Annotated in this window: 22 protein-coding genes; 9 read left to right on the top strand and 13 right to left on the bottom strand. The window is 53.5% G+C overall.

Going from position 1 to position 24,432, the window contains the following annotated elements; genetic code table 11:
- The first annotated feature begins 102 nt into the window (after nucleotides 1–102).
- Together F8R23_RS23220 and F8R23_RS23215 are read left to right on the top strand one after the other, a co-directional pair.
- Nucleotides 103–1,503, top strand: a complete 1,401-nt coding sequence (locus tag F8R23_RS23220; RefSeq protein WP_112349264.1) for a nucleobase:cation symporter-2 family protein — start codon at nucleotides 103–105, stop codon at nucleotides 1,501–1,503.
- Nucleotides 1,504–1,632: 129 nt separating this feature from the next.
- A complete protein-coding gene (locus tag F8R23_RS23215; protein ID WP_151416069.1) occupies nucleotides 1,633–3,294 on the top strand; it encodes an AsmA family protein in 1,662 nt (553 codons plus the stop codon).
- 39 nt (nucleotides 3,295–3,333) lie between these two features.
- Here the strand turns inward: F8R23_RS23215 and fabY are convergent, their stop codons facing one another.
- The 5 genes from fabY to typA form a co-directional block, all read right to left on the bottom strand.
- Nucleotides 3,334–4,281: a fatty acid biosynthesis protein FabY gene (gene fabY / locus F8R23_RS23210; protein ID WP_099063931.1), complete on the bottom strand. Its 948-nt coding sequence runs from the start codon at nucleotides 4,279–4,281 to the stop codon at nucleotides 3,334–3,336.
- Nucleotides 4,282–4,304: 23 nt separating this feature from the next.
- On the bottom strand, nucleotides 4,305–4,742 hold the full coding sequence (gene dtd / locus F8R23_RS23205) for a D-aminoacyl-tRNA deacylase (RefSeq protein ID WP_012147545.1): 438 nt from the start codon (nucleotides 4,740–4,742) through the stop codon (nucleotides 4,305–4,307).
- The gene (locus F8R23_RS23200; RefSeq protein ID WP_099063932.1) at nucleotides 4,739–5,629 is read right to left on the bottom strand and encodes a virulence factor BrkB family protein; all 891 of its coding nucleotides are present in this window, start codon (nucleotides 5,627–5,629) and stop codon (nucleotides 4,739–4,741) included. Before F8R23_RS23200 ends, dtd begins: the two co-directional genes overlap by 4 nt.
- 49 nt (nucleotides 5,630–5,678) lie before the next feature.
- Nucleotides 5,679–6,269 carry a glucose-1-phosphatase gene (gene yihX, locus F8R23_RS23195; protein WP_099063933.1) on the bottom strand — a complete coding sequence of 197 codons (591 nt, stop codon included), beginning with the start codon at nucleotides 6,267–6,269 and terminating at the stop codon, nucleotides 5,679–5,681.
- Nucleotides 6,270–6,433: 164 nt separating this feature from the next.
- The gene (gene typA, locus F8R23_RS23190) at nucleotides 6,434–8,257 is read right to left on the bottom strand and encodes a ribosome-dependent GTPase TypA (protein WP_012147548.1); all 1,824 of its coding nucleotides are present in this window, start codon (nucleotides 8,255–8,257) and stop codon (nucleotides 6,434–6,436) included.
- A 370-nt stretch (nucleotides 8,258–8,627) separates the two neighbouring features.
- Between typA and glnA the strand changes: the two genes are divergently transcribed.
- The 3 genes from glnA (at nucleotide 8,628) to glnG (ending at nucleotide 12,690) form a co-directional block, all read left to right on the top strand.
- Nucleotides 8,628–10,037 (top strand): glutamate--ammonia ligase, encoded by a 1,410-nt coding sequence (gene glnA, locus F8R23_RS23180; protein WP_151416068.1) that lies wholly within the window; start codon nucleotides 8,628–8,630, stop codon nucleotides 10,035–10,037.
- Between the two features lie 182 nt (nucleotides 10,038–10,219).
- The gene (glnL, locus tag F8R23_RS23175) at nucleotides 10,220–11,269 is read left to right on the top strand and encodes a nitrogen regulation protein NR(II) (RefSeq protein WP_099063934.1); all 1,050 of its coding nucleotides are present in this window, start codon (nucleotides 10,220–10,222) and stop codon (nucleotides 11,267–11,269) included.
- 8 nt (nucleotides 11,270–11,277) lie between these two features.
- Entirely contained in the window at nucleotides 11,278–12,690 is a 1,413-nt protein-coding gene (glnG, locus tag F8R23_RS23170; protein ID WP_085120084.1) for a nitrogen regulation protein NR(I), read from the top strand.
- Between the two features lie 48 nt (nucleotides 12,691–12,738).
- On the opposite strand, the gene hemN is transcribed toward glnG, so the two are convergent.
- From hemN to F8R23_RS24340, 3 genes are all read right to left on the bottom strand, one after another.
- The gene (gene hemN, locus F8R23_RS23165; protein ID WP_129936328.1) at nucleotides 12,739–14,112 is read right to left on the bottom strand and encodes an oxygen-independent coproporphyrinogen III oxidase; all 1,374 of its coding nucleotides are present in this window, start codon (nucleotides 14,110–14,112) and stop codon (nucleotides 12,739–12,741) included.
- Between the two features lie 182 nt (nucleotides 14,113–14,294).
- Nucleotides 14,295–14,846, bottom strand: a complete 552-nt coding sequence (gene yihI, locus F8R23_RS23155) for a Der GTPase-activating protein YihI (protein ID WP_129936327.1) — start codon at nucleotides 14,844–14,846, stop codon at nucleotides 14,295–14,297.
- A gap of 99 nt (nucleotides 14,847–14,945) precedes the next feature.
- Entirely contained in the window at nucleotides 14,946–15,218 is a 273-nt protein-coding gene (locus tag F8R23_RS24340; protein ID WP_244953414.1) for a hypothetical protein, read from the bottom strand.
- Nucleotides 15,219–15,593: 375 nt separating this feature from the next.
- Here F8R23_RS24340 and yihA point away from each other — a divergent pair, with 375 nt between their 5' ends.
- Nucleotides 15,594–16,244: a ribosome biogenesis GTP-binding protein YihA/YsxC gene (gene yihA / locus F8R23_RS23145; protein WP_112349269.1), complete on the top strand. Its 651-nt coding sequence runs from the start codon at nucleotides 15,594–15,596 to the stop codon at nucleotides 16,242–16,244.
- A 278-nt stretch (nucleotides 16,245–16,522) separates the two neighbouring features.
- Here the strand turns inward: yihA and spfP are convergent, their stop codons facing one another.
- Together spfP and polA are read right to left on the bottom strand one after the other, a co-directional pair.
- Nucleotides 16,523–16,570, bottom strand: a complete 48-nt coding sequence (gene spfP, locus F8R23_RS24465) for a small protein SpfP (RefSeq protein ID WP_071892919.1) — start codon at nucleotides 16,568–16,570, stop codon at nucleotides 16,523–16,525.
- A gap of 207 nt (nucleotides 16,571–16,777) precedes the next feature.
- Nucleotides 16,778–19,582, bottom strand: coding sequence for a DNA polymerase I (gene polA, locus F8R23_RS23140; protein ID WP_151416067.1), 2,805 nt, complete (start codon nucleotides 19,580–19,582; stop codon nucleotides 16,778–16,780).
- Between the two features lie 504 nt (nucleotides 19,583–20,086).
- On the opposite strand from polA, the gene F8R23_RS23135 reads away from it, so the two are divergent.
- A complete protein-coding gene (locus F8R23_RS23135; protein WP_112349271.1) occupies nucleotides 20,087–20,977 on the top strand; it encodes an acyltransferase in 891 nt (296 codons plus the stop codon).
- 46 nt (nucleotides 20,978–21,023) lie between these two features.
- Here the strand turns inward: F8R23_RS23135 and dsbA are convergent, their stop codons facing one another.
- From dsbA to F8R23_RS23120, 3 genes are all read right to left on the bottom strand, one after another.
- Nucleotides 21,024–21,647 carry a thiol:disulfide interchange protein DsbA gene (dsbA, locus tag F8R23_RS23130; protein WP_112349272.1) on the bottom strand — a complete coding sequence of 208 codons (624 nt, stop codon included), beginning with the start codon at nucleotides 21,645–21,647 and terminating at the stop codon, nucleotides 21,024–21,026.
- A gap of 29 nt (nucleotides 21,648–21,676) precedes the next feature.
- The gene (locus F8R23_RS23125; RefSeq protein ID WP_099063940.1) at nucleotides 21,677–22,663 is read right to left on the bottom strand and encodes a serine/threonine protein kinase; all 987 of its coding nucleotides are present in this window, start codon (nucleotides 22,661–22,663) and stop codon (nucleotides 21,677–21,679) included.
- Between the two features lie 105 nt (nucleotides 22,664–22,768).
- Complete coding sequence (locus tag F8R23_RS23120; RefSeq protein ID WP_099063941.1) at nucleotides 22,769–23,038, bottom strand: YihD family protein; 270 nt, start codon at nucleotides 23,036–23,038, stop codon at nucleotides 22,769–22,771.
- A gap of 152 nt (nucleotides 23,039–23,190) precedes the next feature.
- On the opposite strand from F8R23_RS23120, the gene mobA reads away from it, so the two are divergent.
- Together mobA and mobB are read left to right on the top strand one after the other, a co-directional pair.
- Complete coding sequence (mobA, locus tag F8R23_RS23115) at nucleotides 23,191–23,784, top strand: molybdenum cofactor guanylyltransferase MobA (protein ID WP_129938903.1); 594 nt, start codon at nucleotides 23,191–23,193, stop codon at nucleotides 23,782–23,784.
- Nucleotides 23,777–24,295, top strand: a complete 519-nt coding sequence (gene mobB, locus F8R23_RS23110) for a molybdopterin-guanine dinucleotide biosynthesis protein MobB (RefSeq protein ID WP_129936324.1) — start codon at nucleotides 23,777–23,779, stop codon at nucleotides 24,293–24,295. The genes mobA and mobB overlap by 8 nt, the downstream gene beginning before the upstream one ends.
- Nucleotides 24,296–24,432 lie beyond the last annotated feature (137 nt).

Raw genomic sequence — 24,432 nt, 5'->3', positions numbered from 1 at the left:
ATAACCGGCGATAACACTAACAAAACATTAACGCGCAACCGTTTGCTTTCGTGAGGTAAATCATTAAAATACCTGCTTTGCCGTTTCTGGAAATGCCACACCATGACCATGCCATCCGCCGAGCTCGATGCTGTGCAAAAAGCATCCTCCCCTGCCCGCAACAGTGAACTGATTTATCGCCTGGAAGACCGCCCACCACTGCCTCAGACGCTGTTTGCCGCTAGTCAGCACCTGTTGGCAATGTTTGTCGCAGTGATCACCCCGGCTCTGTTGATCTGTCAGGCGTTAGGTTTACCGGCACAGGATACTCAACACATCATCAGCATGTCGCTGTTTGCCTCCGGTCTGGCCTCTATCCTGCAAATTAAAACCTGGGGGCCGGTCGGTTCCGGTCTGCTGTCAATTCAGGGCACCAGTTTTAACTTTGTTGCACCGCTGATTATGGGTGGGCTGGCGCTGAAAAACGGCGGGGCCGACGTGCCAACCATGATGGCAGCGCTGTTTGGCACACTGATGGTCGCCTCCTGCACCGAGATCTTGCTATCACGCGTGCTGCACCTGGCACGACGTATTATCACCCCGCTGGTTTCCGGCATCGTGGTGATGATTATCGGTTTATCGCTGATCCAGGTTGGGTTGACCTCCATCGGCGGTGGCTATGCCGCGATGAACGGGGGTAGCTTCGGTGCCCCCAAAAACCTGATGCTGGCCGGTGCGGTATTATTGGTGATTATCTTGCTAAACCGTCAGCGCAACCCGTACCTGCGCGTCGCCTCTCTGGTGATTGCCATGGCGGTCGGTTATCTGCTGGCCTGGGCCATGGACATGCTGCCATCAAGCCAACCGGTTCCCGAGACGGCAGCAATCATCATCCCAACGCCGCTGTATTACGGTCTGGGCTTTGACTGGAACCTGCTGTTGCCACTGATGCTGATCTTTATGGTCACCTCACTGGAAACCATTGGCGATATCACCGCCACCTCGGACGTGTCGGAACAGCCGGTCAGCGGCCCGCTGTATATGAAGCGCCTGAAGGGCGGCGTGCTGGCCAACGGTCTGAACTCAATGCTGTCAGCGGTGTTCAACACCTTCCCCAACTCCTGCTTTGGTCAGAACAATGGGGTGATCCAGCTGACCGGCGTTGCCAGCCGTTATGTCGGTTTCGTGGTGGCACTGATGCTGATCCTGTTGGGGTTGTTCCCGGCGGTAGCCGGATTCGTGCAACACATTCCTGAGCCAGTATTGGGCGGCGCAACCCTGGTGATGTTCGGTACCATCGCTGCATCCGGTGTGCGTATCGTGTCGCGCGAACGACTGAACCGCCGTGCAATCATGATCATGGCGCTGTCGCTGGCGGTGGGCATGGGCGTTTCCCAGCAACCGCTGATCCTGCAGTTCGCGCCGGACTGGCTGAAAACCCTGCTCTCCTCAGGCATTGCTGCCGGGGGGATCACCGCCATCGTGCTGAATCTGGTGTTCCCGCACGAACACGAAAAGCCGTAATCAGCCGCACTGACGGTTAAACGGTCGCTTGCGGCCGTTTTTTATTGCCTATCAGACCATTGCACTTGAGATGCCCAGCCAATTACGGCATAAACAGGGTATCTTTTTTGACCGATGCGGATGTAGACGATGAAATTTATCGGAAAACTGTTGCTGACGTTGCTGCTGCTGGTAGTGCTTGCCATTGCGCTGTTGTACGTCATTGGGCAAACCCGTTGGGCAGCCGGCTGGATCAGCCGCTGGGTCAGCGATAACAGCGAATACCAACTGTCGGTGGCGAAGATCTCGCACTCGTGGGACCAACCGAGCCAAATCAGCCTGGAAGACGTTCGGTTGGCAACAAAAAATCAGCCGCCATCGCTGATAGCCAAACAGGTAGACCTCGGGCTCAGCCTGCGCCAAATCACCGAACCGCGTTATTTCCATAGCGTCACGCTACGCGAGGGGACGCTTAAGCTCCCACAGCAGAATTCGGTATTGCCGATACAGGCCAATGTGCTGCAACTGAGCAATATGGCGCTGCAATCCAACGATGAAACCTGGCAGCTGGATGCCCAACAGGTCAATGCCGGTATTACGCCATGGCAGCCCAACGCCGGTCATCCCTTGGGTGAAAATAATCAGTTCCAGTTCAGCGCCGGTTCCATGACGCTGAACGGCATCCCAGCCTCACAGGTATTGGTGCAGGGCGAGCTTAAACAAAACCAGTTGCTGCTCAGCAACTTCGGCGCCGATCTGGCGCAAGGTGATTTGACTGGCGTAGCCACCCGCACCGCTGACGGCAGCTGGCTGGTAGAACGCCTGCGGCTGAGTGGTGTGCGCATGCAAACGCCACTGACGCTGGAACAATTCTGGCAGCGCTTTACCGCCCTGCCGCCGATCACGCTTAAACGTTTTGATCTGATCGATGCCCGGCTGGAAGGTAAAGAGTGGGCGTTCAACGATCTCGACCTGTCGCTGCAAAACGTCACCTTCCAGCAGGGCGACTGGAGTAGTCTGGACGGTTCGCTGAACTTCAACGCCAGCGATCTGATCAATGGCGGTTTCCACCTGATTGATCCGATCATGAATATGCGTCTCTCACCAGCGGGTATCGCTATTCAGCAGTTCACCACCCGCTGGGAAGGTGGCCTATTGCGTACCTCCGGCAACTGGCTGCGCGCTAATAATCGCCTGCAACTGGATGAGGTGGCGGTCGCCGCGTTGGAATACACCTTGCCAAGCAACTGGCGCGGGTTGTGGCTACAAACGCTGCCGCACTGGCTGGCGGAGGTCTACGTCAACAAGCTGACCACCAACCGCAATCTTATCATCGACATCAACCCGGCTTTCCCGTTCCAGGTCACCGCGCTGGACGGTTACGGCAGCAACCTGTTACTGGCGCGCGATCACCAGTGGGGTATCTGGTCCGGCACGCTGAATCTCAACGGCAGCGAAGCCACCTTCAACAAGATAGACGTTCGCCGCCCATCGTTGGCGCTGAACGCTAATGACGGGCAGATCAACGTCACCGATCTCAGCGCCTTTATGCCGCAGGGATTGCTGGAAGCCAAAGCCACCATCGAGCAGTTGCCGGGCAAGCCTTTTACGCTTTCGCTGAATGGGCGTTCGGTACCGGTGAACACCTTGCAACAATGGGGATGGCAACCGGTTCCACTGGAAGGTGACGGTAGCCTGCAATTACAGTTGAAAGGCTTGCTGAACAGTGATGGGCCATTCAAGGCTTCATTGCAGGGTCAATTAAAGGCCACCAGCAATGCAGGGCAAACGCTGGAACAACAACTGCCTTGATTTTGGATTGGCCCTCTCTGCACCGAGAGGGCCACAGCATCAACTGTCTATCGCCTCACAACCGCCCTGATCGAGGGGAACTTCCGGTTCGGCCGGCAACACCATGTAAGTGCCTTCAAACACCGCCCCTCTGTCATCGTCGCCGAACAGATGGACTTCCGCCTGTACACGAGCACGGCGACCACGCGCCAGGCGGGCTAAATCCCCGCTCAATGAACTGAGATCCGCCACCGCTCGCGGCCGGCCGGTAATCGGCTTGCTGTAACGGATATGGGCATCCGCCAGAATAATAGTGCCGCCCAAATGACGCTCACGCAGCAACAGCCAGATTAGCCCCCATGCGGTCAGTGTCGCCAGGGAGAACAGGCTGCCGGCAAACAGCGTATGGTGCGGATTCTGGTTGCCTATCTCAGGCATGGTGGTGACAAAACGCTGGCCGGTATATTGGCTGATGCGCACGCCCATTTTCTCACTGAGCGGGATATGGTCGTACCAGGCCTGCTGCAACTGACCGCACCAGTCGGGGCGATGCAAAATGTCATCCAGCGTCGCCACGGGTTTGATCATCAAAAAGTGGCGAATCGGCGTAGTTTGCGGCGCGGTGATCTCGCCCTGATTAACGAAGCCAAGTTTGGCAAAGAAATCCACCGCATCCTCACGAGCGCTGCAGACTACCCGCTTAACACTCTCCTGGCGCGCCACGGACTCGAGAGTCATGGCCACCAGCGTCCCCAGGCCTTTGTCCTGCACCGTCGGATCTACCGCCAGAAAACGAATCGCCGCCTCGTTGTCCGCGTTGATATACAGTCGCCCAATAGCGACAATTTTTCCGCCCTCGTCCACCACCATTTGGTGATGCGCCATGGCGTCATAGGCATCCTTTTCCGACCCCACCGGCTGGTGCAGCGGCTTGCGCAGCATTTCCCAGCGGAACTGGTAATAATCCTTCAGTTCTTGTTCTGTTACCGGTACTCGTAGGTGATACATAGACGCCTTCTCTCTCAGAATACTTAAACTTGAAGCCAAAACGTCACTGGTCCGTCGTTCACCAGCGCGACTTTCATGTCAGCCGCAAACTCACCGGTTTGAGTTTCTATGCCGCGCTCGCGGCACTGGCCAACAAAATATTGGTATAACCGATCGGCTTCCTGCGGTACCGCACCGCGCGAAAAACTAGGGCGCATACCTTTTTGCGTGTCGGCCACCAGCGTGAACTGCGAGACCACCAGCAGGCTGCCCCCTGCCTGTTGCACATTGAGATTCATCTTGTCGTTCTCGTCACCAAAGATGCGGTACCCCAACACACGCTCACACAGGCGCACGGCTTTCTGCTCGTTATCATCCTGCTCCACGCCCAATAACACTAACAAACCCGGGCCTATGTTGCCTACCGTCTGGCCTTCGACCGTGACGCTGGCATTTAATACCCGTTGAATTAACGCAATCATAACTGCCCTTCTGGTGGCTGAGCCTGTTGTTCTGCCTTCTGTTGGCGGTAGTCGCGGTATTCCCCGATGGTCACCGTGATTTCCGCGCCGAGTAACACGATACACCAGCTCCAGTAGACCCAGAGGAATAAAATGGGGATCACCGCCAGCACGCCGTAAATCAGCTGATAAGACGGGAACATGGTGACGTACAAGGCAAAACCCTTCTTGCCCAGCTCAAACAGCAAGCCGGCCACCAGCGCACCAATCAACGCATCCTTGGGCGGTACCCGTACCGTCGGCACAATGCAATACAGCAGCCAGAAGGATATCCATGACAGGATCAGCGGGAAAATACGCAGCACCTGATCCACCAGGCTGTTAACACCGGTCTGCGCCAACCAATTGAGCGACAGCAGATAGGAGCTGATCGCCATGCTGGCACCGACCAACAGCGGCCCCAGGGTCAGAACCATCCAGTACACCGCGAACGAAAACACGATTGGACGCTTGTTTTTGCTACGCCAGATGGTGTTCAGCACGCTGTCTACCGAGGAGATCAACAACAGCGCGGTGACAATCAGCCCACAGGTACCGACGGCAGTCATCTTGTTGGAGTTGGCAACAAACTGCTCCAGATAACTCTGGATCACGTTGCCGGCGGCCGGCATGAAGTTGGAGAAGATAAAGCTTTTCAGTTGGACGCTGATATCGGAGAACATCGGGAACGCAGCAAATAGCGCGAACACCACGGTCACCAAAGGCACCAGCGACAACAGGGAAACATAAGCCAAATGGCCCGCCAGCATGGTCAGGCCATCGCTGTCGACGCGCTTAATCAGCAGCCGCCCAAAGGTGACGCTGGGTTTGATCGCAGAAGGCAGCTTCTTGCGGCGGAAAAATGACATGGCCACTCCTTGATGTCAGTTTGTACGCCTTAAGCTTAACCCTTCGCGGTCATTGGGCAAAATAAGCCGGCACCACGTCGCGGTCGGTCACGTGCACCCCTTTAATGCCCAGCGCCTCAGCCGCTGCCACATTAGCCGCCACATCGTCAAAAAACACAGCCTGCTCCGATGGGGTATTTTCGGCGTTAAGCACGTGCTGATAGATATTGGCGTCCGGTTTGCGCATGCCAATATCCTGAGACAGGTAGAGATGATCGGCGGCTTCGGCCACTTGTGGGTAGTGCTGTGGCCAATAGTTACAGTGCAGGCGATTGGTGTTCGACAGCACCACCACACGGTGGCCTTCACTGCGCAGACGTTTCATGATGTCGATCACTTCCGGGCGCAGGGCGACAAACACCGCCTGCCAACCGGTAGCGAACTGTTCGAAGCTTAGGGCGATACCCATTTCATCACTCAACCGTTCAGCAAAATCTTCATCGCTGATTTCACCGCGCTCATGCTGTTGGAACAACTCGCCCATGGTGAAACGCTCGGACAATACCGCCAGCGGCGTACCGCTTAAATTGCTCCATACACCCAGTACACGTTTGAAATCGATATCGACGATCACATTACCTAAATCAAAGATATACAGCATAGTCCTCTCCTGATGGGCCGGTGAGATTTTACTGTAGCGGGAAAAACAGGGGCTGAATAGAGAGCAGGCAGAAAAGCGTATAGCACGCGGCAGAAATGGGAAAAGGCAGAGGAAAAAACTCAGGGCGCTGGACGCGCCCTAAGTGTTGCAGACTAAATCAGCGATTAAGCTTCTTTAGGACCGCGGCTTGCACGCTTACGATCGTTTTCAGTCAGATGACGTTTACGAATACGTACGGACGTTGGCGTTACTTCTACCAGTTCGTCATCATCGATGAATTCCAGAGCTTGCTCCAGGGACATCTTGATAGCCGGAACCAGGGTAGTCGCTTCGTCAGTACCGGAAGCACGCATGTTGGTCAGCTTCTTACCGGTCAGGCAGTTCACGGTCAGGTCGTTAGAACGTGAGTGAATACCGATGATCTGGCCTTCATACACTTCCGCACCGTGACCCAGGAACAGCTTGCCGCGATCTTGCAGACCGAACAAGGCGAATGCTACCGCTTTGCCCTGGCCGTTAGAGATCAGCACGCCGTTCTGGCGCTGGCCGATTTCACCCTGGCGCACGTCATCGTAGTGGCTGAAGGTGGAGTACAGCAGACCGGTACCGGAAGTCATGGTCATGAACTCGGTACGGAAACCGATCAGGCCACGCGCAGGGATCAGGTAATCCAGACGAATACGACCTTTGCCGTCTGGGATCATGTCCTTAACGTCACCTTTGCGCTCACCCATGGCTTGCATGACTGAACCCTGGTGCTGTTCTTCGATATCCAGCGTCACGTTTTCGAATGGCTCTTGCATGCGGCCATCGATTTTACGGTTGATAACTTTAGGACGGGAAACCGCCAGCTCGAAACCTTCACGACGCATGTTTTCGATCAGAACCGACAGGTGAAGTTCACCACGGCCAGATACGCGGAATGCATCAGCATCTTCGGTTTCTTCAACACGCAGTGCCACGTTGTGCACCAGCTCTTTGTTCAGACGGTCAAGAATCTGACGTGAAGTCACGTACTTGCCTTCTTTACCACAGAACGGAGAGGTGTTGACGTTGAAGTACATGGTTACGGTCGGTTCATCAACGGACAGTGCCGGCAGCGCTTCAACCGCATTCACATCACAGATGGTGTCAGAGATGTTCAGCTCGCCCAGACCGGTGATAGCGATGATGTCGCCAGCTTCAGCGATAGGCGCTTCGATACGCTCCAGACCCATGTGAGTCAGAACCTTGGCAACTTTACCGTTACGGGTTTTGCCTTCGCTATCAATGATAGTGATCTGTTGGTTCGGCTTGACCTTACCACGCTTGATACGGCCGATGCCGATAACGCCCACGTAGTTGTTGTAGTCCAGCTGAGAGATCTGCATCTGGAATGGTGCTTCGAGCTCAACCTGCGGTGCAGACACGTGGTCTACGATCGCTTGATACAGCGGGGTCATGTCTTCCGCCATCTCATTGTGGTCAGTACCCGCGATCCCCATCAGTGCAGAAGCATAGATGATTGGGAAGTCGAGCTGCTCGTCGGTCGCATCAAGGTTAACGAACAGGTCGAAGACCTGATCAACAACCCAATCAGGACGTGCGCCTGGACGGTCAACCTTGTTGATTACCACGATCGGCTTCAGACCATTAGCGAAGGCTTTTTTGGTCACGAAACGGGTTTGCGGCATTGGGCCATCCATTGCGTCCACAACCAGCAGCACCGAGTCAACCATTGACATCACACGCTCAACCTCACCGCCGAAGTCGGCGTGTCCTGGGGTATCCACGATGTTGATGCGGTAGTCTTTCCAATTAATGGCGGTGTTTTTAGCGAGGATGGTAATCCCACGCTCTTTCTCCAAATCGTTGGAGTCCATTACGCGTTCGGTGGCTTCTACACGCTCTCCGAAAGTACCGGATTGTTGCAGCAGCTTATCAACCAGGGTGGTCTTACCATGGTCAACGTGGGCAATAATGGCGATGTTACGCAAATTTTCGATCACAGCTTTGCCTCAGGCATTAGAAATAGCGCGCTATTGTACACGTATTAAGCGAGGGACTAAACAAGATCACAACAGTCTCTTATAAACAACTGTGTACAGGTCAGTATGTGATCCCTTTCACGGTGCAAAAAGCAGCATCCGGTGCACTTTTGCACCATTACGGTGCCCCACCTCACATGAATTGCACCATTTAAGTGCAATGCATCACTGATGGTGCATACTGTTTCTGTGCAAAAGCCGCACAGAAAGGCGATTAAAGCGCTTTCGCAAAGTTGGCACAGTTTTCGCTTTAGTCTTTTTAAGACAAAAAAAGCCAGTTCCACAGATTCGTTCCACGACGAAGACAATGATAAATCCGGGAGAGTTAAGTATGTCCGCTGAACACGTTTTGACGATGCTGAATGAGCATGAAGTGAAATTCGTAGACCTGCGTTTCACTGACACCAAGGGTAAGGAACAACACGTCACCATTCCTTCTCATCAGGTAAATGCCGACTTCTTCGAAGAAGGTAAAATGTTTGACGGCTCCTCGATCGGTGGTTGGAAGGGCATCAACGAATCTGACATGGTGCTGATGCCAGACGCCAGCACGGCGGTACTGGATCCATTCTTCGAAGAATCCACCCTGATCATTCGCTGCGACATTCTCGAGCCAGGCACCATGCAGGGCTACGATCGTGATCCGCGCTCCATCTCCAAGCGCGCAGAAGATTTCCTGCGTTCTTCCGGCATCGCGGACACCGTGCTGTTCGGGCCAGAGCCAGAATTCTTCCTGTTCGATGATATTCGTTTCGGCAGCAGCATCCGTGGTTCTCACGTAGCTATCGACGATATCGAAGGCGCATGGAACTCCGGCACCAAATATGATGGCGGCAACAAAGGCCACCGTCCGGCAGTCAAAGGCGGTTACTTCCCGGTTCCTCCGGTCGATTCTTCACAGGACATCCGTTCTACCATGTGTTTGACCATGGAAGAAATGGGCCTGGTGGTTGAAGCGCACCACCACGAAGTGGCAACTGCAGGTCAGAACGAAGTGGCAACCCGCTTCAACACCATGACCAAGAAAGCCGACGAAATCCAAATTTACAAATACGTGGTTCACAACGTGGCTCACGCATTTGGCAAAACCGCGACCTTCATGCCGAAACCTATGTTCGGTGATAACGGCTCCGGTATGCACTGCAGCATGTCGCTGTCCAAGAACGGGACTAACCTGTTCGCCGGCGACAAATACGGCGGCCTGTCTGAAATCGCCCTGTTCTACATCGGCGGTATCATCAAGCACGCTAAAGCGATCAACGCCCTGGCCAACCCGACCACCAACTCTTACAAGCGTCTGGTCCCAGGTTACGAAGCACCGGTCATGCTGGCTTACTCAGCCCGTAACCGTTCAGCTTCTATCCGTATCCCAGTGGTAGCCAGCCCGAAAGCGCGCCGTATCGAAGCCCGTTTCCCGGATCCAGCGGCTAACCCATACCTGTGCTTCGCAGCTCTGCTGATGGCAGGCCTGGACGGTGTGATTAACAAAATCCACCCTGGCGATGCCATGGACAAAAACCTGTATGACCTGCCACCGGAAGAAGAAGCTGAAATTCCAAAAGTTGCAGGCTCCCTGGATGAAGCGCTGGCTGCACTGAGCGAAGACCGTGAGTTCCTGACCCGTGGCGGCGTATTCACCGACGACGCGATCGACGCTTACATCGATCTGCGTAAAGAAGAAATGGACCGCGTTCGCATGACACCACACCCGGTTGAGTTCGAACTGTACTACAGCGTTTAAGTTTTACCGCGCCGTCTGCGGACGGCGCCCAGATTTAGTTGTTTTTTTGTTGCCGTGGAAACTTTCTGCCCATCTTCGGATGGGTTTTTTTCTCCACCGTATTTTCTGCAAAACTATTCCATACCGCACGCTGTGGGGATGGGGTAGGATAGATGCACTAAAAAGGTGCAGGAGTCTGCTGTATGGCAACTGGCAAGCTGCCCGATGCTGGGCAGATCCTCAATTCTCTCATCAACAGCATCCTGCTGTTGGATGATGATCTGGCGGTTCATTACGCCAATCCGGCAGCACAACAACTGCTGGCACAAAGTTCCCGTAAACTTTTCGGTACACCTTTGCCCGATCTGCTCGGCTATTTCTCACTGAACGTCGATCTGATGCGTGAGAGCCTGCGCGCCGGCCAGGGCTTTACCGATAGCGAAGTGACCCTGGTGGTTGATGGGCGCGCACATATCCTCTCCCTGACCGCCCAGGCGCTGTCTGAAGGCTATATCCTGATCGAGCTGGCGCCCATGGATAATCAACGCCGCCTGAGCCAGGAACAGCTGCAGCACGCTCAACAGGTTGCCGCCCGCGATCTGGTCCGTGGCCTGGCACATGAGATTAAAAACCCGCTTGGTGGACTGCGTGGCGCAGCACAACTGCTGGCCAAGGCCCTGCCCGACCCGTCGCTGACCGAATACACCAAGGTGATCATTGAACAGGCCGACCGCCTGCGCAATCTGGTCGATCGCCTGCTGGGCCCGCAACGCCCGGGTCAGCACATTACCCAGAGTATTCATCAGGTGGCGGAGCGCGTTTGCCAGTTGGTGTCGCTGGAGAAGCCGGATAACGTGACGCTGGTGCGTGACTACGACCCTAGCCTGCCCGAGATGGCACACGACCCGGATCAAATCGAGCAGGTGTTGCTGAACATCACCCGCAATGCGCTGCAGGCGTTGGGCGAAGCAGGCGGCACTATCACGCTGCGCACCCGTACTGCATTCCAAATCACCCTGCACGGTACCCGCTACCGATTAGCGGCACGTATCGATATCGAAGATGACGGCCCCGGCGTGCCGGCGCAGTTGCAGGACACGCTGTTTTACCCAATGGTCAGCGGCCGCGAAGGCGGAACCGGTCTGGGTTTATCCATCGCCCGTAATCTTATTGATCAGCATTGCGGAAAAATTGAATTTAACAGTTGGCCAGGACATACCGAATTCTCGGTTTACCTGCCTATTCGCCAGTGAGGTTTTCTATGCAACGAGGGATAGTCTGGATCGTCGATGACGATAGCTCCATCCGCTGGGTGCTTGAACGCGCGCTCACTGGAGCCGGTGTGAGCTGCGTGAGCTTCGAAAGTGGCAATGCGGTACTGGAAGCCCTGGCCACGCAAACGCCTGACGTGTTGCTGTCTGACATCCGCATGCCGGGTATGGATGGCCTGGCGTTGCTCAAGCAGATCAAGCAGCGTCATCCCATGCTACCGGTCATCATAATGACGGCACATTCGGATTTGGATGCTGCGGTCAGCGCCTACCAGCAAGGGGCGTTCGATTACCTGCCAAAACCCTTTGATATCGATGAGGCGGTAGCGCTGGTAGAACGCGCCATCAGCCATTATCAGGAGCAGCAACAGCCGGCACGCAGCCAGCCGGCCAACGATCCGGTGGCAGACATTATCGGCGAGGCCCCGGCGATGCAGGACGTGTTCCGCATCATCGGTCGTCTGTCGCGCTCATCAATCAGCGTGCTGATCAACGGCGAATCCGGCACCGGTAAAGAGCTGGTGGCTCATGCCCTGCACCGCCATAGCCCGCGTGCCAAGTCACCCTTTATCGCGTTGAACATGGCGGCGATCCCGAAAGACCTGATCGAATCCGAGCTGTTCGGCCACGAGAAAGGGGCCTTTACCGGCGCCAATCAGATCCGTCAAGGCCGCTTTGAGCAGGCCGACGGCGGGACGCTGTTCCTGGATGAAATCGGTGATATGCCGCTGGATGTTCAAACTCGTTTACTTCGCGTGTTGGCAGATGGTCAGTTTTACCGGGTCGGTGGTTATGCGCCGGTCAAGGTGGATGTGCGTATTATCGCCGCCACCCACCAGAACCTGGAGTTGCGGGTACAGGAAGGCAAATTCCGTGAGGATCTGTTCCACCGCCTGAACGTGATCCGCGTACACCTGCCGCCGTTACGTGAACGTCGCGAGGACATCCCCCGTTTGGCTCGCTACTTCCTGCAAGTCGCGGCAAAAGAGTTGGGTGTTGAAGCAAAGAATCTGCATCCGGAAACCGAAACTGCCCTGACCCGCCTGCCATGGCCGGGTAACGTGCGTCAGCTGGAAAACACCTGCCGCTGGTTAACCGTGATGGCCGCCGGGCAGGAAGTGCTGATTCAGGACCTGCCGAGTGAGCTGTTTGAAACCTCAGCACCGGAAACTGCCGGCCATAGCCTGCCAGACAGTTGGGCCACGCTGCTGGCGCAATGGGCCGACCGAGCACTGCGTTCCGGTCATCAAAACCTGCTGTCGGAAGCGCAACCGGAAATGGAGCGCACGCTGCTCACCACCGCGCTGCGTCATACCCAAGGGCATAAGCAGGAAGCTGCCCGCTTGTTGGGTTGGGGCCGTAATACCCTGACGCGCAAGTTGAAAGAGTTGGGAATGGAATAGCTTACGTTATTGATGAAAACAGCCGCATTCGCGGCCGTTTTTTATCGATCAAATAACCCGAGAGAATTGCTGAGTGCGCGCCTGTTGGCGCAGGTAGATATCAAAGCACATGCAAATATTGCGGATCAACAGCCGGCCACGCGGCGTGACGCGAATACCCTGCTCGTCACGTTCCACCAGCCCATCGCGTTCAAACGGCACCAGCAGTTGCAAGTCTTCAGCAAAATAGCTGGCGAAGTCGATGTCGAACTGTTGTTCTATCGTCGGATAGTCCAGCTTGAAATTGCAGATCAGCGTTTTGATCACCTCACGCCGCAGGCAGTCGTCTTCCGTCATCGCCAGACCGCGCCATAAGGCATGACCCTGCGCCTCTACGCTGCTGTAATAGGTCTTCAGCTCTTTCTGGTTCTGGGCATAGCTGTCCCCCAGCATGCTGATAGCAGACACTCCCAGCCCCAGTAAATCACTGTCACCCTGAGTGGTGTATCCCTGGAAGTTACGATGCAGTTTGCCTTCACGCTGCGCCACGGCTAGCTCATCATCCGGACGGGCAAAATGATCCATACCGATAAACTGATAGCCGGACTCGGTCAGGGAGGCAATGGTCTGCTGCAGGATATCCAGTTTCTGCTGCGCACTCGGCAAATCCGCGTCTTTGATTTTACGTTGGGCGGCAAACAGGTTCGGCATATGTGCATAGTTGAATACGCTGAGGCGATCCGGGTTTAATTCCGCCACCCGCTGCAGGGTGTAAGCAAAGCTCTCCGGCGTCTGCTTTGGCAGCCCGTAGATCAAATCGATATTGGTGGAGTTAAACCCCAGTGCCTTGGCGCGAGCGATCAGGGCGAAGATAAAGGCTTCATCCTGCTCACGGTTCACCAGCAGCTGCACCTCTTTATTGAAATCCTGTACCCCCATGCTCAGGCGGTTAAAGCCTTCGCTGCGTAAATGATCGAGCACATCCAGCTCAATCTCGCGCGGATCGACTTCGATCGACATTTCCAAATTGGGCAGAAAATCAAAGTGTTGGCGCAACATTGCCACCAGCTTACTGATTTGCACTTTGCTCAGGTAGGTCGGTGTGCCGCCACCCCAATGCAACTGGCCGACTTTACGCCCGGCAAACAGAGGAGCCCGCTGAGCGATCTCCTGTGCCAGCACCGCCAGGTATTCATCAGCCTTGTGCGTCTGACGCGTCACCAGTTTATTGCAGCCACAGAAATAGCAGAGTTTGTGGCAGAAGGGGATATGCACATACAGCGACAGTGGACGCTCTGGATAACGCGCAGCGGCGCGTTGAAACGCCGCTTCGTCATAGCCCTGGTTGAATTCCAGCGCTGTGGGGTATGAGGTATAACGCGGCCCTGAATAGTTATATTTCTGGATCAGGGCCAGATCCCAGACAATTGCCTGCTCTGACATGCTCACTCCTTCCGATATTTTTTTCTACCGGGCCGGGAAATGGGCAGTTGTCTACGCTGTCTGGCCGCGGAAGCGCTGCGAAAACGCGTTTTGCGTTTTGACAGCCGCCACAGTTTACCGAATAACCACAGCAGATAACACATTAAGAGTAGGGCTACTGTCAGGATCAACCACATGACGCGTTAAATTACGTCTTTCGGGTTACCGCCTTTCAGCAGTTTCAGGATATCTTCCCGCTTTTCTTCTTCTTCTTCGTCGTCATCGCCCAATTCAATGCCCAGTTGCTCCATCAGGGCATCGATACGATCCAGCGTCTGATCAACATAAGCCTGATCTTCGGCGTTCAGAGTCTCGCCGTCATCAATGCGATCCAGCAGTGCGTCCAGACGCTCATCATTTTCCAGCTTGGCAAGTTCTTCTTCCGGCGTCAGACGTGGTTTAGGCTTGGTTTCAGCTTTTGGTTTTGGTTGCGGCTTGGCTTTTGGTTTATCTTCAACCAACAGCGCTACCGGCACTTTGCTACCGATACGCGGATCTTTGGCCTGGGCTGCCGCTTTATTTTTTTGATTAGCGGACTCAACCTGGGTGCGAGAACCGGAAGCAAGACCACGGCGTTTTTTCTGACGCTTGTGTTCACGGGCTTCCTGATCGAGCTCCGCACGGCTTTTCTTTTTGTTTTTCGGCGTCGCCGCGCTGCTGCGTGGGGCGCGAGGTGCTTTTGATGGCTGGTTCATAGCGTATGCTCTTAGGTATGTAGATTCAGTATAGAGATAGATGCTATACGATTGCGGCGGAATCTAGCAGAAAGCGAACAAAGAAAAAAGGCGGCAGGTTTAACCTGCCGCCTTTTTACACCTTCTTTCGAAGGATATTCCTGCTACGCGCTCCGTGCGTACATTCAACATCCTGGTTTTTCCTTTTGCTATAAACGCAATCCCTGCCGCACTACGTCCTTCATCCTGAAGGGAAAATCGTCCATGGCGCAATCCGTTCGCATCCACTCTTCCTGAGCGCGCTTCCTGCGGGCATTCCAATCGCGGTAACTTCACCATCCTTGTGCTATTCGCATATTCAGATGCAAATAGGTCAATTCCTTCTGGGTTCATCCTGGCACTCCAGCACTTCCTGTGCACTCCATGAGATTTATCACCCTTCCCGGATGTTCCTTAATCCTGCACAGCCCTGTGCTGCAAGCTACTTTACGCGATCAAGGGGGAGTCTCAAGGTAGCTGCAGGGCTTTGGCACCACAAAGAGGACAACGGAGAATTAACCCATTGTTTTAAAATGGAAAGAATAAAAACAGCTTTCGAATAAAGCGACATTACCCCCTATTCGAATGGCGAATGTCTCACAAGCCCGGCCGGGTCTGACTGCCATGCCCTGCTGCCACGATGCTTAAAAACAGAGAAACACACCATTTTTACCGCTGATGCAGTTATAATCGCCAATCAGTTAGCCATCCTCGCGGAGACGAAAAATTTTGACCAGCAAGAATTACAATTATCATGTGACCCATTTCGTCACCAGTGCGCCCGATATTCGCCATCTGCCGGGGGATGAAGGTATTGAAGTTGCGTTCGCCGGCCGCTCTAATGCCGGTAAGTCCAGCGCGTTAAATACCCTGACCAACCAGAAAGGCCTGGCGCGTACCAGTAAAACGCCGGGGCGTACCCAGCTGATTAACCTGTTTGAAGTGGAAGAAGGTATTCGCCTCGTCGACCTGCCGGGTTATGGCTACGCCGAAGTTCCTGAAGAGATGAAACGCAAATGGCAGCGTGCGCTGGGTGAATACCTGCAAATGCGTAACTGCCTGAAAGGCCTGGTGGTGCTGATGGATATCCGCCATCCGTTGAAAGATCTCGACCAACAGATGATTCAGTGGGCCGTCGATGTCGGTACACCGGTCATGATCCTGCTGACCAAAGCGGACAAGCTGGCCTCTGGCGCGCGTAAAGCGCAGCTTAATATGGTGCGTGAAGCGGTAGTGCCGTTTATGGGCGATATCCAGGTTGAAGCCTTCTCCTCCCCGAAAAAAATCGGTGTCGACAAGCTGAGCCAAAAGCTGAACACCTGGTTTAACGAGATCCCACCGGAAGTGCTGCCGGAAGATGACGACACCGCCGGCGAATAACAATGCCTCAGGTACCGCAATAGCCGATGTGGAAACGCATCGGCTTTTTTACGCCCGCGATCCGCGATATCAGGCTATTTTCGTTATCTAATTACAGTTTTGACTAAAATCCATCATAAACGCTTATGACGATTTAACGTTGAAAATCCAACGGATGGGCAATTTCAGGGATCGATTGAGGAAAAAGCGGGTCGGAGAGAATAGGAAAAACTTATGGCTTGGCTTTGTTTTTACAATAAAAAACGCCCCAGTCAATACTGACTGGGGCGGCTAAATATTCAGCCAAATCCGATTACGTGAAGTAAAAGGTCTGAAAGATAGAACATCTTACCTCTGTACCCTACGCGAGTAACTTTACATGATTTTTTCGCAGTGCAAAAGAATTTTTTGTAGTTTACTTACACAGTTTAGTGCGTAATAACGGCGAGGTTGTGGAAACAATCGCCGTATCTTGTAGCTTAATTACAAAAACTGCTTAGGTTATCGCCAGTTAGCGAATCCACTGAAGGTCCGGCTGGCAAGCCACGGCATTCTTAGTGGGCTTCATCCCAGTTGGCACCCACGCCAACGTCGACTTTCAGCGGCACGGCCAACGCCATGCCGTTTTCCATCAGCTCACGAATACGCTGGTTGGATTCCTCAATCACCGACTCATGCACCTCGAATACCAGTTCATCGTGTACCTGCATAATCATACGCACCAGCGGTTTCTCCTGAGCTTGCAGCCAGGCGTCCACTTCGATCATCGCACGTTTGATGATGTCGGCTGCCGTCCCCTGCATTGGAGCGTTAATCGCCGCACGCTCGGCCGCCTTACGACGCATGCCATTACTGGAGCTGACATCCGGCAAATACAGACGACGACCGTCCAGCGTACTGACATAGCCCTGGCTGGCGGCCTGCTGGCGGGTGCGCTCCATATATTCCAGCACGCCCGGATAACGTTCGAAGTAAAGGTCCATATAGCGCTGTGCTTCACCGCGTGGGATCCCTAGCTGTCGCGCCAGACCGAACGCGCTCATGCCATAAATCAGGCCAAAGTTAATCGCCTTGGCGCTGCGCCGCTGTTCGTTGGTCACCTTATCGAGCGGCAGGCCAAACACCTCGGCCGCGGTGGCACGGTGGATGTCCTCACCGGCTGCAAAGGCCTTCAGCAGCCCCTCATCCTGTGACAGGTGGGCCATAATGCGCAGTTCAATTTGCGAATAGTCGGCAGCCACAATGCGGTAACCTTCAGGGGCAATAAATGCCTGGCGGATACGGCGCCCTTCGTCGTTACGTACCGGAATATTCTGCAGGTTAGGATCGCTGGAAGAGAGACGCCCAGTCGCCGTCACCGCCTGATGATAGGAGGTATGTACCCGGCCACTGACCGGGTTAATCATCAGCGGCAGCTTGTCGGTATAGGTGGTTTTCAGCTTCGCCAAGCCACGGTATTCCAGGATCACCTTCGGTAACGGGTAATCCAGCGCCAGCTCAGCCAGCACCTCTTCATTAGTCGAAGGCGCACCACCCGGGGTTTTCTTCAGTATTGGTAACTTTTGTTTTTCGTACAGGATCGCCTGCAGCTGTTTGGTGGATGCCAGATTGAAAGGCTCTTCCGCCAATTCATGGGCCTGAATTTCCAACTCTGCCAAGCGCTTGGTCAATTCAATGGAGTGTGTGGCCAAAATGCTTTGGTCAATCAACACCCCGGTTCGCTCGATATGCGACAACACCGGCAACAGCGGCATTTCAATCTCATTGAATACCGTCAACAGTTCGGCGCTTTCCTTCAATTGCGGCCACATCGCTAAGTGTAGTTGCAGCGTGACATCGGCATCTTCAGCGGCGTAAGGTGCTGCCTGCTCCAGTGCAATCTGGTTGAAGGTAAGCTGCTTTTTACCCTTGCCGGCAATCTCCTCGAAGGTCACGGTTTTGTGGCCAAGATAACGATCGGACAAACTGTCCATATCGTGGCGACCGCCTACGCTGTCGAGCACATAGGATTCCAGCATGGTGTCGAAAGCAATACCGCGCAAGGTAATGTCGTAACGCGCCAGCAGGCTCATATCAAACTTCAGGTTTTGCCCGACCTTCAGCGCTTTCTCATCTTCCAGCAGCGGCTTCAGCGTGGCCAACACTTGAGCGCGATCCAACTGTGTCGGCGCATCAAGATAATCATGTGCCACCGGCAGATAAGCGGCTTCGCCCGGTGCAATGGCAAATGACAGACCGATCAGGTTAGCGGTCAGAGTATCCAGGCCGTCGGTTTCGGTATCAAACGCGAACACTTCGGCTTTTTTCAGTTTTTCCAGCCACTCGGCGAAGGTGTCTTCATCCAGAATGGTGACGTAACCCTCTTGCGACAGTGTCGCTTCTGCCGGAGCTTTTCCGGTTTCAGCGACTGTACTGGCAGAAGATTTCGCCGCGCTGGTTGCTTTCACTCCGGCGCCTTTCTTGCCTTCGAGCCAAATGCCGGCTTCGACATCCGCCAGCCAGCGCTTAAACTCATACTGTTTGAACAACTGCTGCAACATATCTACGTCCAGCGGAGACACCTGCAGATCGGCGCAGGTCAGATCCAGCTCGACGTCAGTTTTGATGGTAGCCAGCTTGTAAGAGAGGTACGCCATCTCTTTGTTCTGTTCCAGCTTGGCCGCCATGGTTTTGGCCCCACGGAAGCTGAGCGTGGCGATGCTGTCCAGATTGGCATAGAGCACATCCAGCCCACCCAGCCCCTGTAATAGCCCCTGCGCGGTCTTCTCACCCACGCCAGGCACACCTGGGATGTTATCCGAGGCATCCCCCATCAGCGCCAGAAAGTCGATAATCAGCTCCGGCGGAATGCCGTACTTGTCGCACACTTCCTGCGGGCCGAGAATGGTGTTGTTCATGGTGTTGATCAAAGTGACGTTCGGCGTGACCAGCTGCGCCATGTCTTTATCGCCGGTGCTGATCAGCACCGCATGACCGGCTTTTTCAGCTTCCAGTGCCAGCGTACCGATGACGTCGTCCGCCTCAACGCCGGGCGTGACCAGCAGCGGCAGGCCCATAGCCTTGACCATTTTGTGCAACGGCTCAATTTGCGCACGCAGATCGTCAGGCATCGGTGGCCGGTGCGATTTGTATTCTGTAAACAGCTCATCACGGAAGGTTTTTCCTTTAGCATCAAACACCACCGCAACATGGCTTGGCTGGTACTGCAGCAGCAGGCTACGCAGCATATTCAGCACGCCGTACATTGCCCCGGTCGGTTCACCTGCGGAGTTGGTCAGCGGAGGGAAGGCATGATAAGCGCGGTAGAGGTAAGAGGAACCGTCAACCAGGATTAATGGGTTTTCTGCAATTTGAGCCATAGCGTTACTTTATCTTTATCGTGACCGGACATGACGGTAAGCATGCCATAGCTGGCCGCCTGAGACGAACCTTAGCGTGCATTAAGGGTGAAAATCCTGTGATCTTGCGAAGCGATCCGCAAGATCCCTCCTGTGGATAACTTTGTGCATAGAAAAGACAGCAAATTATAACGATGCGTTTATCGTTATAAGAGGAAATAAAATTCCTATTGAAATCACGGCGTTAAATGGCGTTATTTTGACTTAGGGTAATTATCGACTTTTACACAATTTGTGGATATAACTTGCGTCCAATTTTAATAGCACTATTCATCAAATTTGACGCCTCAATTACCATAGCACAAGATGAGCAAGTTGCACGAAAACGCAGCAAATGCCTATTTCTCTCACTATAAAACAGTTACCGTTTACGGACGCTTTCTCCCCATAGTTTCTGTTAAAATATTTTTTTGTTCATGCATACCGGCATGTAACGCTGTTCTCACCAACTGTCAGCCCATAACCATGCCAAGATTGTTATCCCCTGTTATTTTTATACTTTCTGCCCTGCTCGCCATTTTGGTGACCGTGCTCTGTTCAATCCCGATAACGCTGGCCGGTATCATTAAACTACTGGTGCCTTTTCCTGCCGTCTGGCGACGTATCTCAGCCTTTGCCGATTTTATGATGTGGTGCTGGTGTGTGGGACTGGCACTGCTATTACGCATCAACTGGCAGCTGCGCTGGGATATTGAAGGGTTGGAAGGCTTGGAGCGCAAAAATTGGTACCTGCTGATCAGCAATCATGAAAGCTGGTCAGATATCGTGGTGTTGTGCGTGTTGTTCCGTAACCATATTCCAATGAATAAATACTTTCTTAAGCAACCGTTAGCCTGGGTGCCCTTTGTCGGCCTGGCCTGCTGGGCACTGGATATGCCATTCATGAAACGTTACTCGCGCGCCTATTTACTCAAACATCCGCAAAAGCGCGGGAATGACATTGAAACCACACGCCGTTCCTGTGAAAAATTTCGTCAACGCCCAACCACTATCGTCAATTTTGTGGAAGGGTCGCGCTTTACTGAAGCCAAGAAAATTAAAACCCATTCACCCTACCGCAATTTATTGGCCCCTAAGGCCGCCGGTATTGCTTTTACACTCAGTGCATTAGGCAAGCAGTTCGATAAAGTGTTAAACGTTACTCTGCTTTATCCAGAAAATACGGAGCGGCCTTTTCTGGATATGCTGTGTGGCCGGTTGAAACGCGTAGTGGTAAGAATTGAGTTGCTGCCAATCGATGAAACCATGCATGGCGATTACTTTAACGATAAGCAGTTTAAGCGGCGCTTCCAGCTTTGGCTGAATACGCTGTGGCAGGATAAAGATCGGCTGCTGGATAAGTTGAAGCGACAGTAAGGAAAGAAAAAGCCGGCTAAGCCGGCTTTTTTACTATAAATTTTGGTTACTTTTGTTCGCTGAGGAATTTAACCACGTCGGCGAATTGCTTCACGTAAACATCCATCGAGCTGGTATCCATGCCGTCGTTTTTAACCATGTATTTGCCGTTAACAAATACGGCTGGCACACCGCGCAGTTGCAGATCTTCTGCAGCTTTCTCCTGTTGAACCACCAGGGATTTCACCACGAAGCTGTTCAGGGCCCCATCATAATCAGCCGCGCTCACGCCAGCCTTCACAAACACATTGCGGATATCATCCGGAGTTTGCACGGTCTGGGTTTTCTGCACTGCTTCAAACATCAGTGGGCTAACTTTATCTTCCACACCCAACGCCATTGCTACAGCCCATGCCTGAGTCAGTTGTTTACCCAATGGCCCCAGGAATTCAACGTGGTATTTGGTCATTTTAGTGCCCGCAGGCAACGCTTTTTTCACATTTTCGGAAACGTGATACACCTGCTCAAACTGATAGCAGTGCGGGCAATAGAAGGAAAAGAACTCCAGCACCTGAGGTTCGCCGGTCACCGGCTTGTCCAGGGTTACGTACTGTGCACCATCGCTAAATTGCGCAGCCGAGGCACTGAATGCCATCACCATGCCAACGAGTGCCAACCATATTTTCTTCATAAGACTAAACTCTCCATTGTGTTAAAGCTTCAATACATTGGCATCAGCTGCAGAGGGGGTTCCTGCAACAGCTTAACCTGTTCGGTGAATGCCGCAGTCTGAGATAACCAAAAATCAGACTCCGCCATCCACGGAAAACTTTTAGGAAACGCGGGATCTTGCCAACGACGAGCAACCCATGCCAGGTAGTACACCATGCGCATGGCCCGCAACGGCTCGATCAACGCTAATTCACTTTGATCAAATTCGGCAAACTCGGAGTAAGCCTCCAGCAAAATATCTAACTGCATCAGACGATCGCGACGTTCACCGTGCAACAGCATCCACAGATCCTGTATCGCCGGCCCGTTACGCGCATCGTCAAGATCAACAAACAGCGGACCATCTCGCCACAAAATATTGCCTGGGTGACAATCACCGTGCAAACGCCGCGGCTGCCAATCCAGATGCCAACGTTGTTTAATCGCCTCGATCAACCGGTCTATCGCGGTCAGGAAGTTTTCACGTTGGGCCTTCGGTAACAGTTCACAGCCAGCCAATACCTGCCGCGGTGCCATGAGGTATTCCTCAATGCCCATTGTCGGGCGTTCCACAAATAGGCTTTCACTACCTACCTGATGAATACGCCCCAGGAAACGGCCCACCCATTCCAGTTGATCGAGATTATCAATCTCATACTGCCGCCCACCAACGCTGGGAAATACAGTAAAAAAGAAACCGCTGTGTGTATGCAGCGTTTGGCCTTGCAGGGACAACGGCGCAACGGCCGGGATCTCCGCCAGGGCAAGATCATGAGAGAACTGATGTTCTTCACCAATTTGCTCAGCGCTCCAGCGTTCGGGCCGATAAAACTTCACCACGTAACGCTTACGATCTTCGTCCATAAACTGATAGACGCGGTTTTCATAGCTGTTAAGCGCAGTCAGCCCGGAGTCTACACGCAGGCCAACACCCTCCAGCGCGTCCATAATCAGGTCGGGCGACAGGGTCTGAAAATTAAAAGCTGAGTTGTTCATAACAACATTCGGTTTCGTTTGGTGACATCACTGTGCCGGGAATGAGAAATAGTAGCATTAATGGCAGGTTCCACGGGTAACTGGTTCACCCTTACCGCACGAATGCTAATCCTTGATCACCCCACGGGCACGAAGCAATGCCGTTTTGAAGTCTTCCTCGTAATCCTTTTTCAGGCCGGGGATCTGTTCGGTACCGGCGCTGCCGCGCATTTTCAGATGGTAGATCAGGATATCATCACTCAGTTCGGGCAGGTTGCCCTGGAAACCGGCTTCCTGTGCCAGCTTTTGCAAAAACTGGATCAGATTGAGATCCGGATCTTCCTGCCAGGCCGGCTGTAGCAGCTCAATCAGCTCGTTTACGCGGTGCGTTTTCATCGCAATATCATCCAATAGAATCAATAAACACACAAAGTAACAGGCTTACCAACGCAGTGAAAGGAGCAGCTTGTCAATAAAGGTAAATCCTGATGTCGCACCCTCTTTAGCGCTACAATCAGGGCGTTAGCCATAAATTCGGGATGATAGATATGCATGAGGAGATTACCGGCATTATTTTAGCCGGCGGGCGCGCCACACGTATGGGCGGAGAAGATAAAGGTCTGGTTCAGGTAGCTGGCATACCTCTCTACCAATACGTACTTTCTCGGCTACGCCCCCAGGTGGGCCAGATAGCCATCAGCGCCAATCGCAATCAAGAAAGCTATCGGGAAAGTGGTCTGCCCATCGTCAGCGATCTGACTCCCGACTTTTCCGGCCCACTCGCAGGCATGTTGGCCGGACTGAAACACGCGAGCACTGAATGGGTTACTTTTGTCCCCTGCGACGTCCCCGATTTTCCCACCACTTTGGTTGATCAGCTCTGGCAACAAAAAGGCAGTGCTCTGGCCGCCTATGCCAGCGATGGAGAGCGGGCACACCCCACTTTGGCGCTGTTGCATACCAGTCTGGCACCTAAATTGGAAGAGTATCTGGCCCGTGGGGAACGCAAGTTGATGTTATTCCAGAACGCGGCAGGTGCAAGACAAATAGTGTTCAGTGGCCAACAGACGGCATTTCATAATCTTAATACCCGGGAAGACTGCCTGCGTTGGCAGCAGGAAAAAGGACTCATCAATGAATAATGCGCTTCCTCCTTTGCTGGCGATTGCCGCCTATAGCGGTACGGGTAAAACCACGCTGCTTAAGCAATTAATTCCTTTATTAAAGCAGCGATGCATCCGCGTCGGGCTGATCAAACATACGCATCATGATATGGACGTGGACACGCCAGGCAAAGACAGTTACGAACTGCGCAAAGCGGGCGCCGACCAGACCCTGGTCGCCAGCGATCGTCGCTGGGCATTAATGACAGAAACTCCAGAACAACAATCCCTGGATCTTCAGTATCTGGCCAGCCGCTTTGATCGTAGTAAGGTGGATGTGATTTTAGTCGAAGGGTTTAAGCACGAGCCCGTCAGCAAAATCATTCTTTATCGTGAAGATATTGGCAGGCCGCTTGAGGATATGTTGGACGAGTTCGTTATCGCCGTTGCCAGCGATCAATCGATAACGGTTAAGTCAAGATCCCTGGATCTCAACCAACCAGAGAGTATTGCCGATTTCATCGTGAAATGGCTGAAAGGCGCAGCGTAGCGGCGTCTGTTCTTTCTTTCGCACACAGCAAAAAGCCTCATGCTTTCGCATGAGGCTTTCGACTTTGTTTGATGCCTGGCAGTGTCCTACTCTCGCATGGGGAGACCCCACACTACCATCGGCGCTACGGCGTTTCA

The organism is Serratia proteamaculans, from assembly GCF_008830365.1.
GTDB lineage: Bacteria > Pseudomonadota > Gammaproteobacteria > Enterobacterales > Enterobacteriaceae > Serratia > Serratia proteamaculans.
Note: the sequence above shows the minus strand (reverse complement) of the source record. Positions and strands in the feature narration are given on the sequence as shown.

Coding starts and splice junctions, on each gene's coding strand:
- F8R23_RS23220 (WP_112349264.1), top strand. CDS start 103: ATGACCATGCCATCCGCCGAGCTCGATGCTGTGCAAAAAGCATCCTCC.
- F8R23_RS23215 (WP_151416069.1), top strand. CDS start 1,633: ATGAAATTTATCGGAAAACTGTTGCTGACGTTGCTGCTGCTGGTAGTG.
- fabY (WP_099063931.1), bottom strand. CDS start 4,281: ATGTATCACCTACGAGTACCGGTAACAGAACAAGAACTGAAGGATTAT.
- dtd (WP_012147545.1), bottom strand. CDS start 4,742: ATGATTGCGTTAATTCAACGGGTATTAAATGCCAGCGTCACGGTCGAA.
- F8R23_RS23200 (WP_099063932.1), bottom strand. CDS start 5,629: ATGTCATTTTTCCGCCGCAAGAAGCTGCCTTCTGCGATCAAACCCAGC.
- yihX (WP_099063933.1), bottom strand. CDS start 6,269: ATGCTGTATATCTTTGATTTAGGTAATGTGATCGTCGATATCGATTTC.
- glnA (WP_151416068.1), top strand. CDS start 8,628: ATGTCCGCTGAACACGTTTTGACGATGCTGAATGAGCATGAAGTGAAA.
- glnL (WP_099063934.1), top strand. CDS start 10,220: ATGGCAACTGGCAAGCTGCCCGATGCTGGGCAGATCCTCAATTCTCTC.
- glnG (WP_085120084.1), top strand. CDS start 11,278: ATGCAACGAGGGATAGTCTGGATCGTCGATGACGATAGCTCCATCCGC.
- hemN (WP_129936328.1), bottom strand. CDS start 14,112: ATGTCAGAGCAGGCAATTGTCTGGGATCTGGCCCTGATCCAGAAATAT.
- yihI (WP_129936327.1), bottom strand. CDS start 14,846: ATGAACCAGCCATCAAAAGCACCTCGCGCCCCACGCAGCAGCGCGGCG.
- F8R23_RS24340 (WP_244953414.1), bottom strand. CDS start 15,218: ATGAACCCAGAAGGAATTGACCTATTTGCATCTGAATATGCGAATAGC.
- polA (WP_151416067.1), bottom strand. CDS start 19,582: ATGGCTCAAATTGCAGAAAACCCATTAATCCTGGTTGACGGTTCCTCT.
- F8R23_RS23135 (WP_112349271.1), top strand. CDS start 20,087: ATGCCAAGATTGTTATCCCCTGTTATTTTTATACTTTCTGCCCTGCTC.
- dsbA (WP_112349272.1), bottom strand. CDS start 21,647: ATGAAGAAAATATGGTTGGCACTCGTTGGCATGGTGATGGCATTCAGT.
- F8R23_RS23125 (WP_099063940.1), bottom strand. CDS start 22,663: ATGAACAACTCAGCTTTTAATTTTCAGACCCTGTCGCCCGACCTGATT.
- F8R23_RS23120 (WP_099063941.1), bottom strand. CDS start 23,038: ATGAAAACGCACCGCGTAAACGAGCTGATTGAGCTGCTACAGCCGGCC.
- mobA (WP_129938903.1), top strand. CDS start 23,191: ATGCATGAGGAGATTACCGGCATTATTTTAGCCGGCGGGCGCGCCACA.
- mobB (WP_129936324.1), top strand. CDS start 23,777: ATGAATAATGCGCTTCCTCCTTTGCTGGCGATTGCCGCCTATAGCGGT.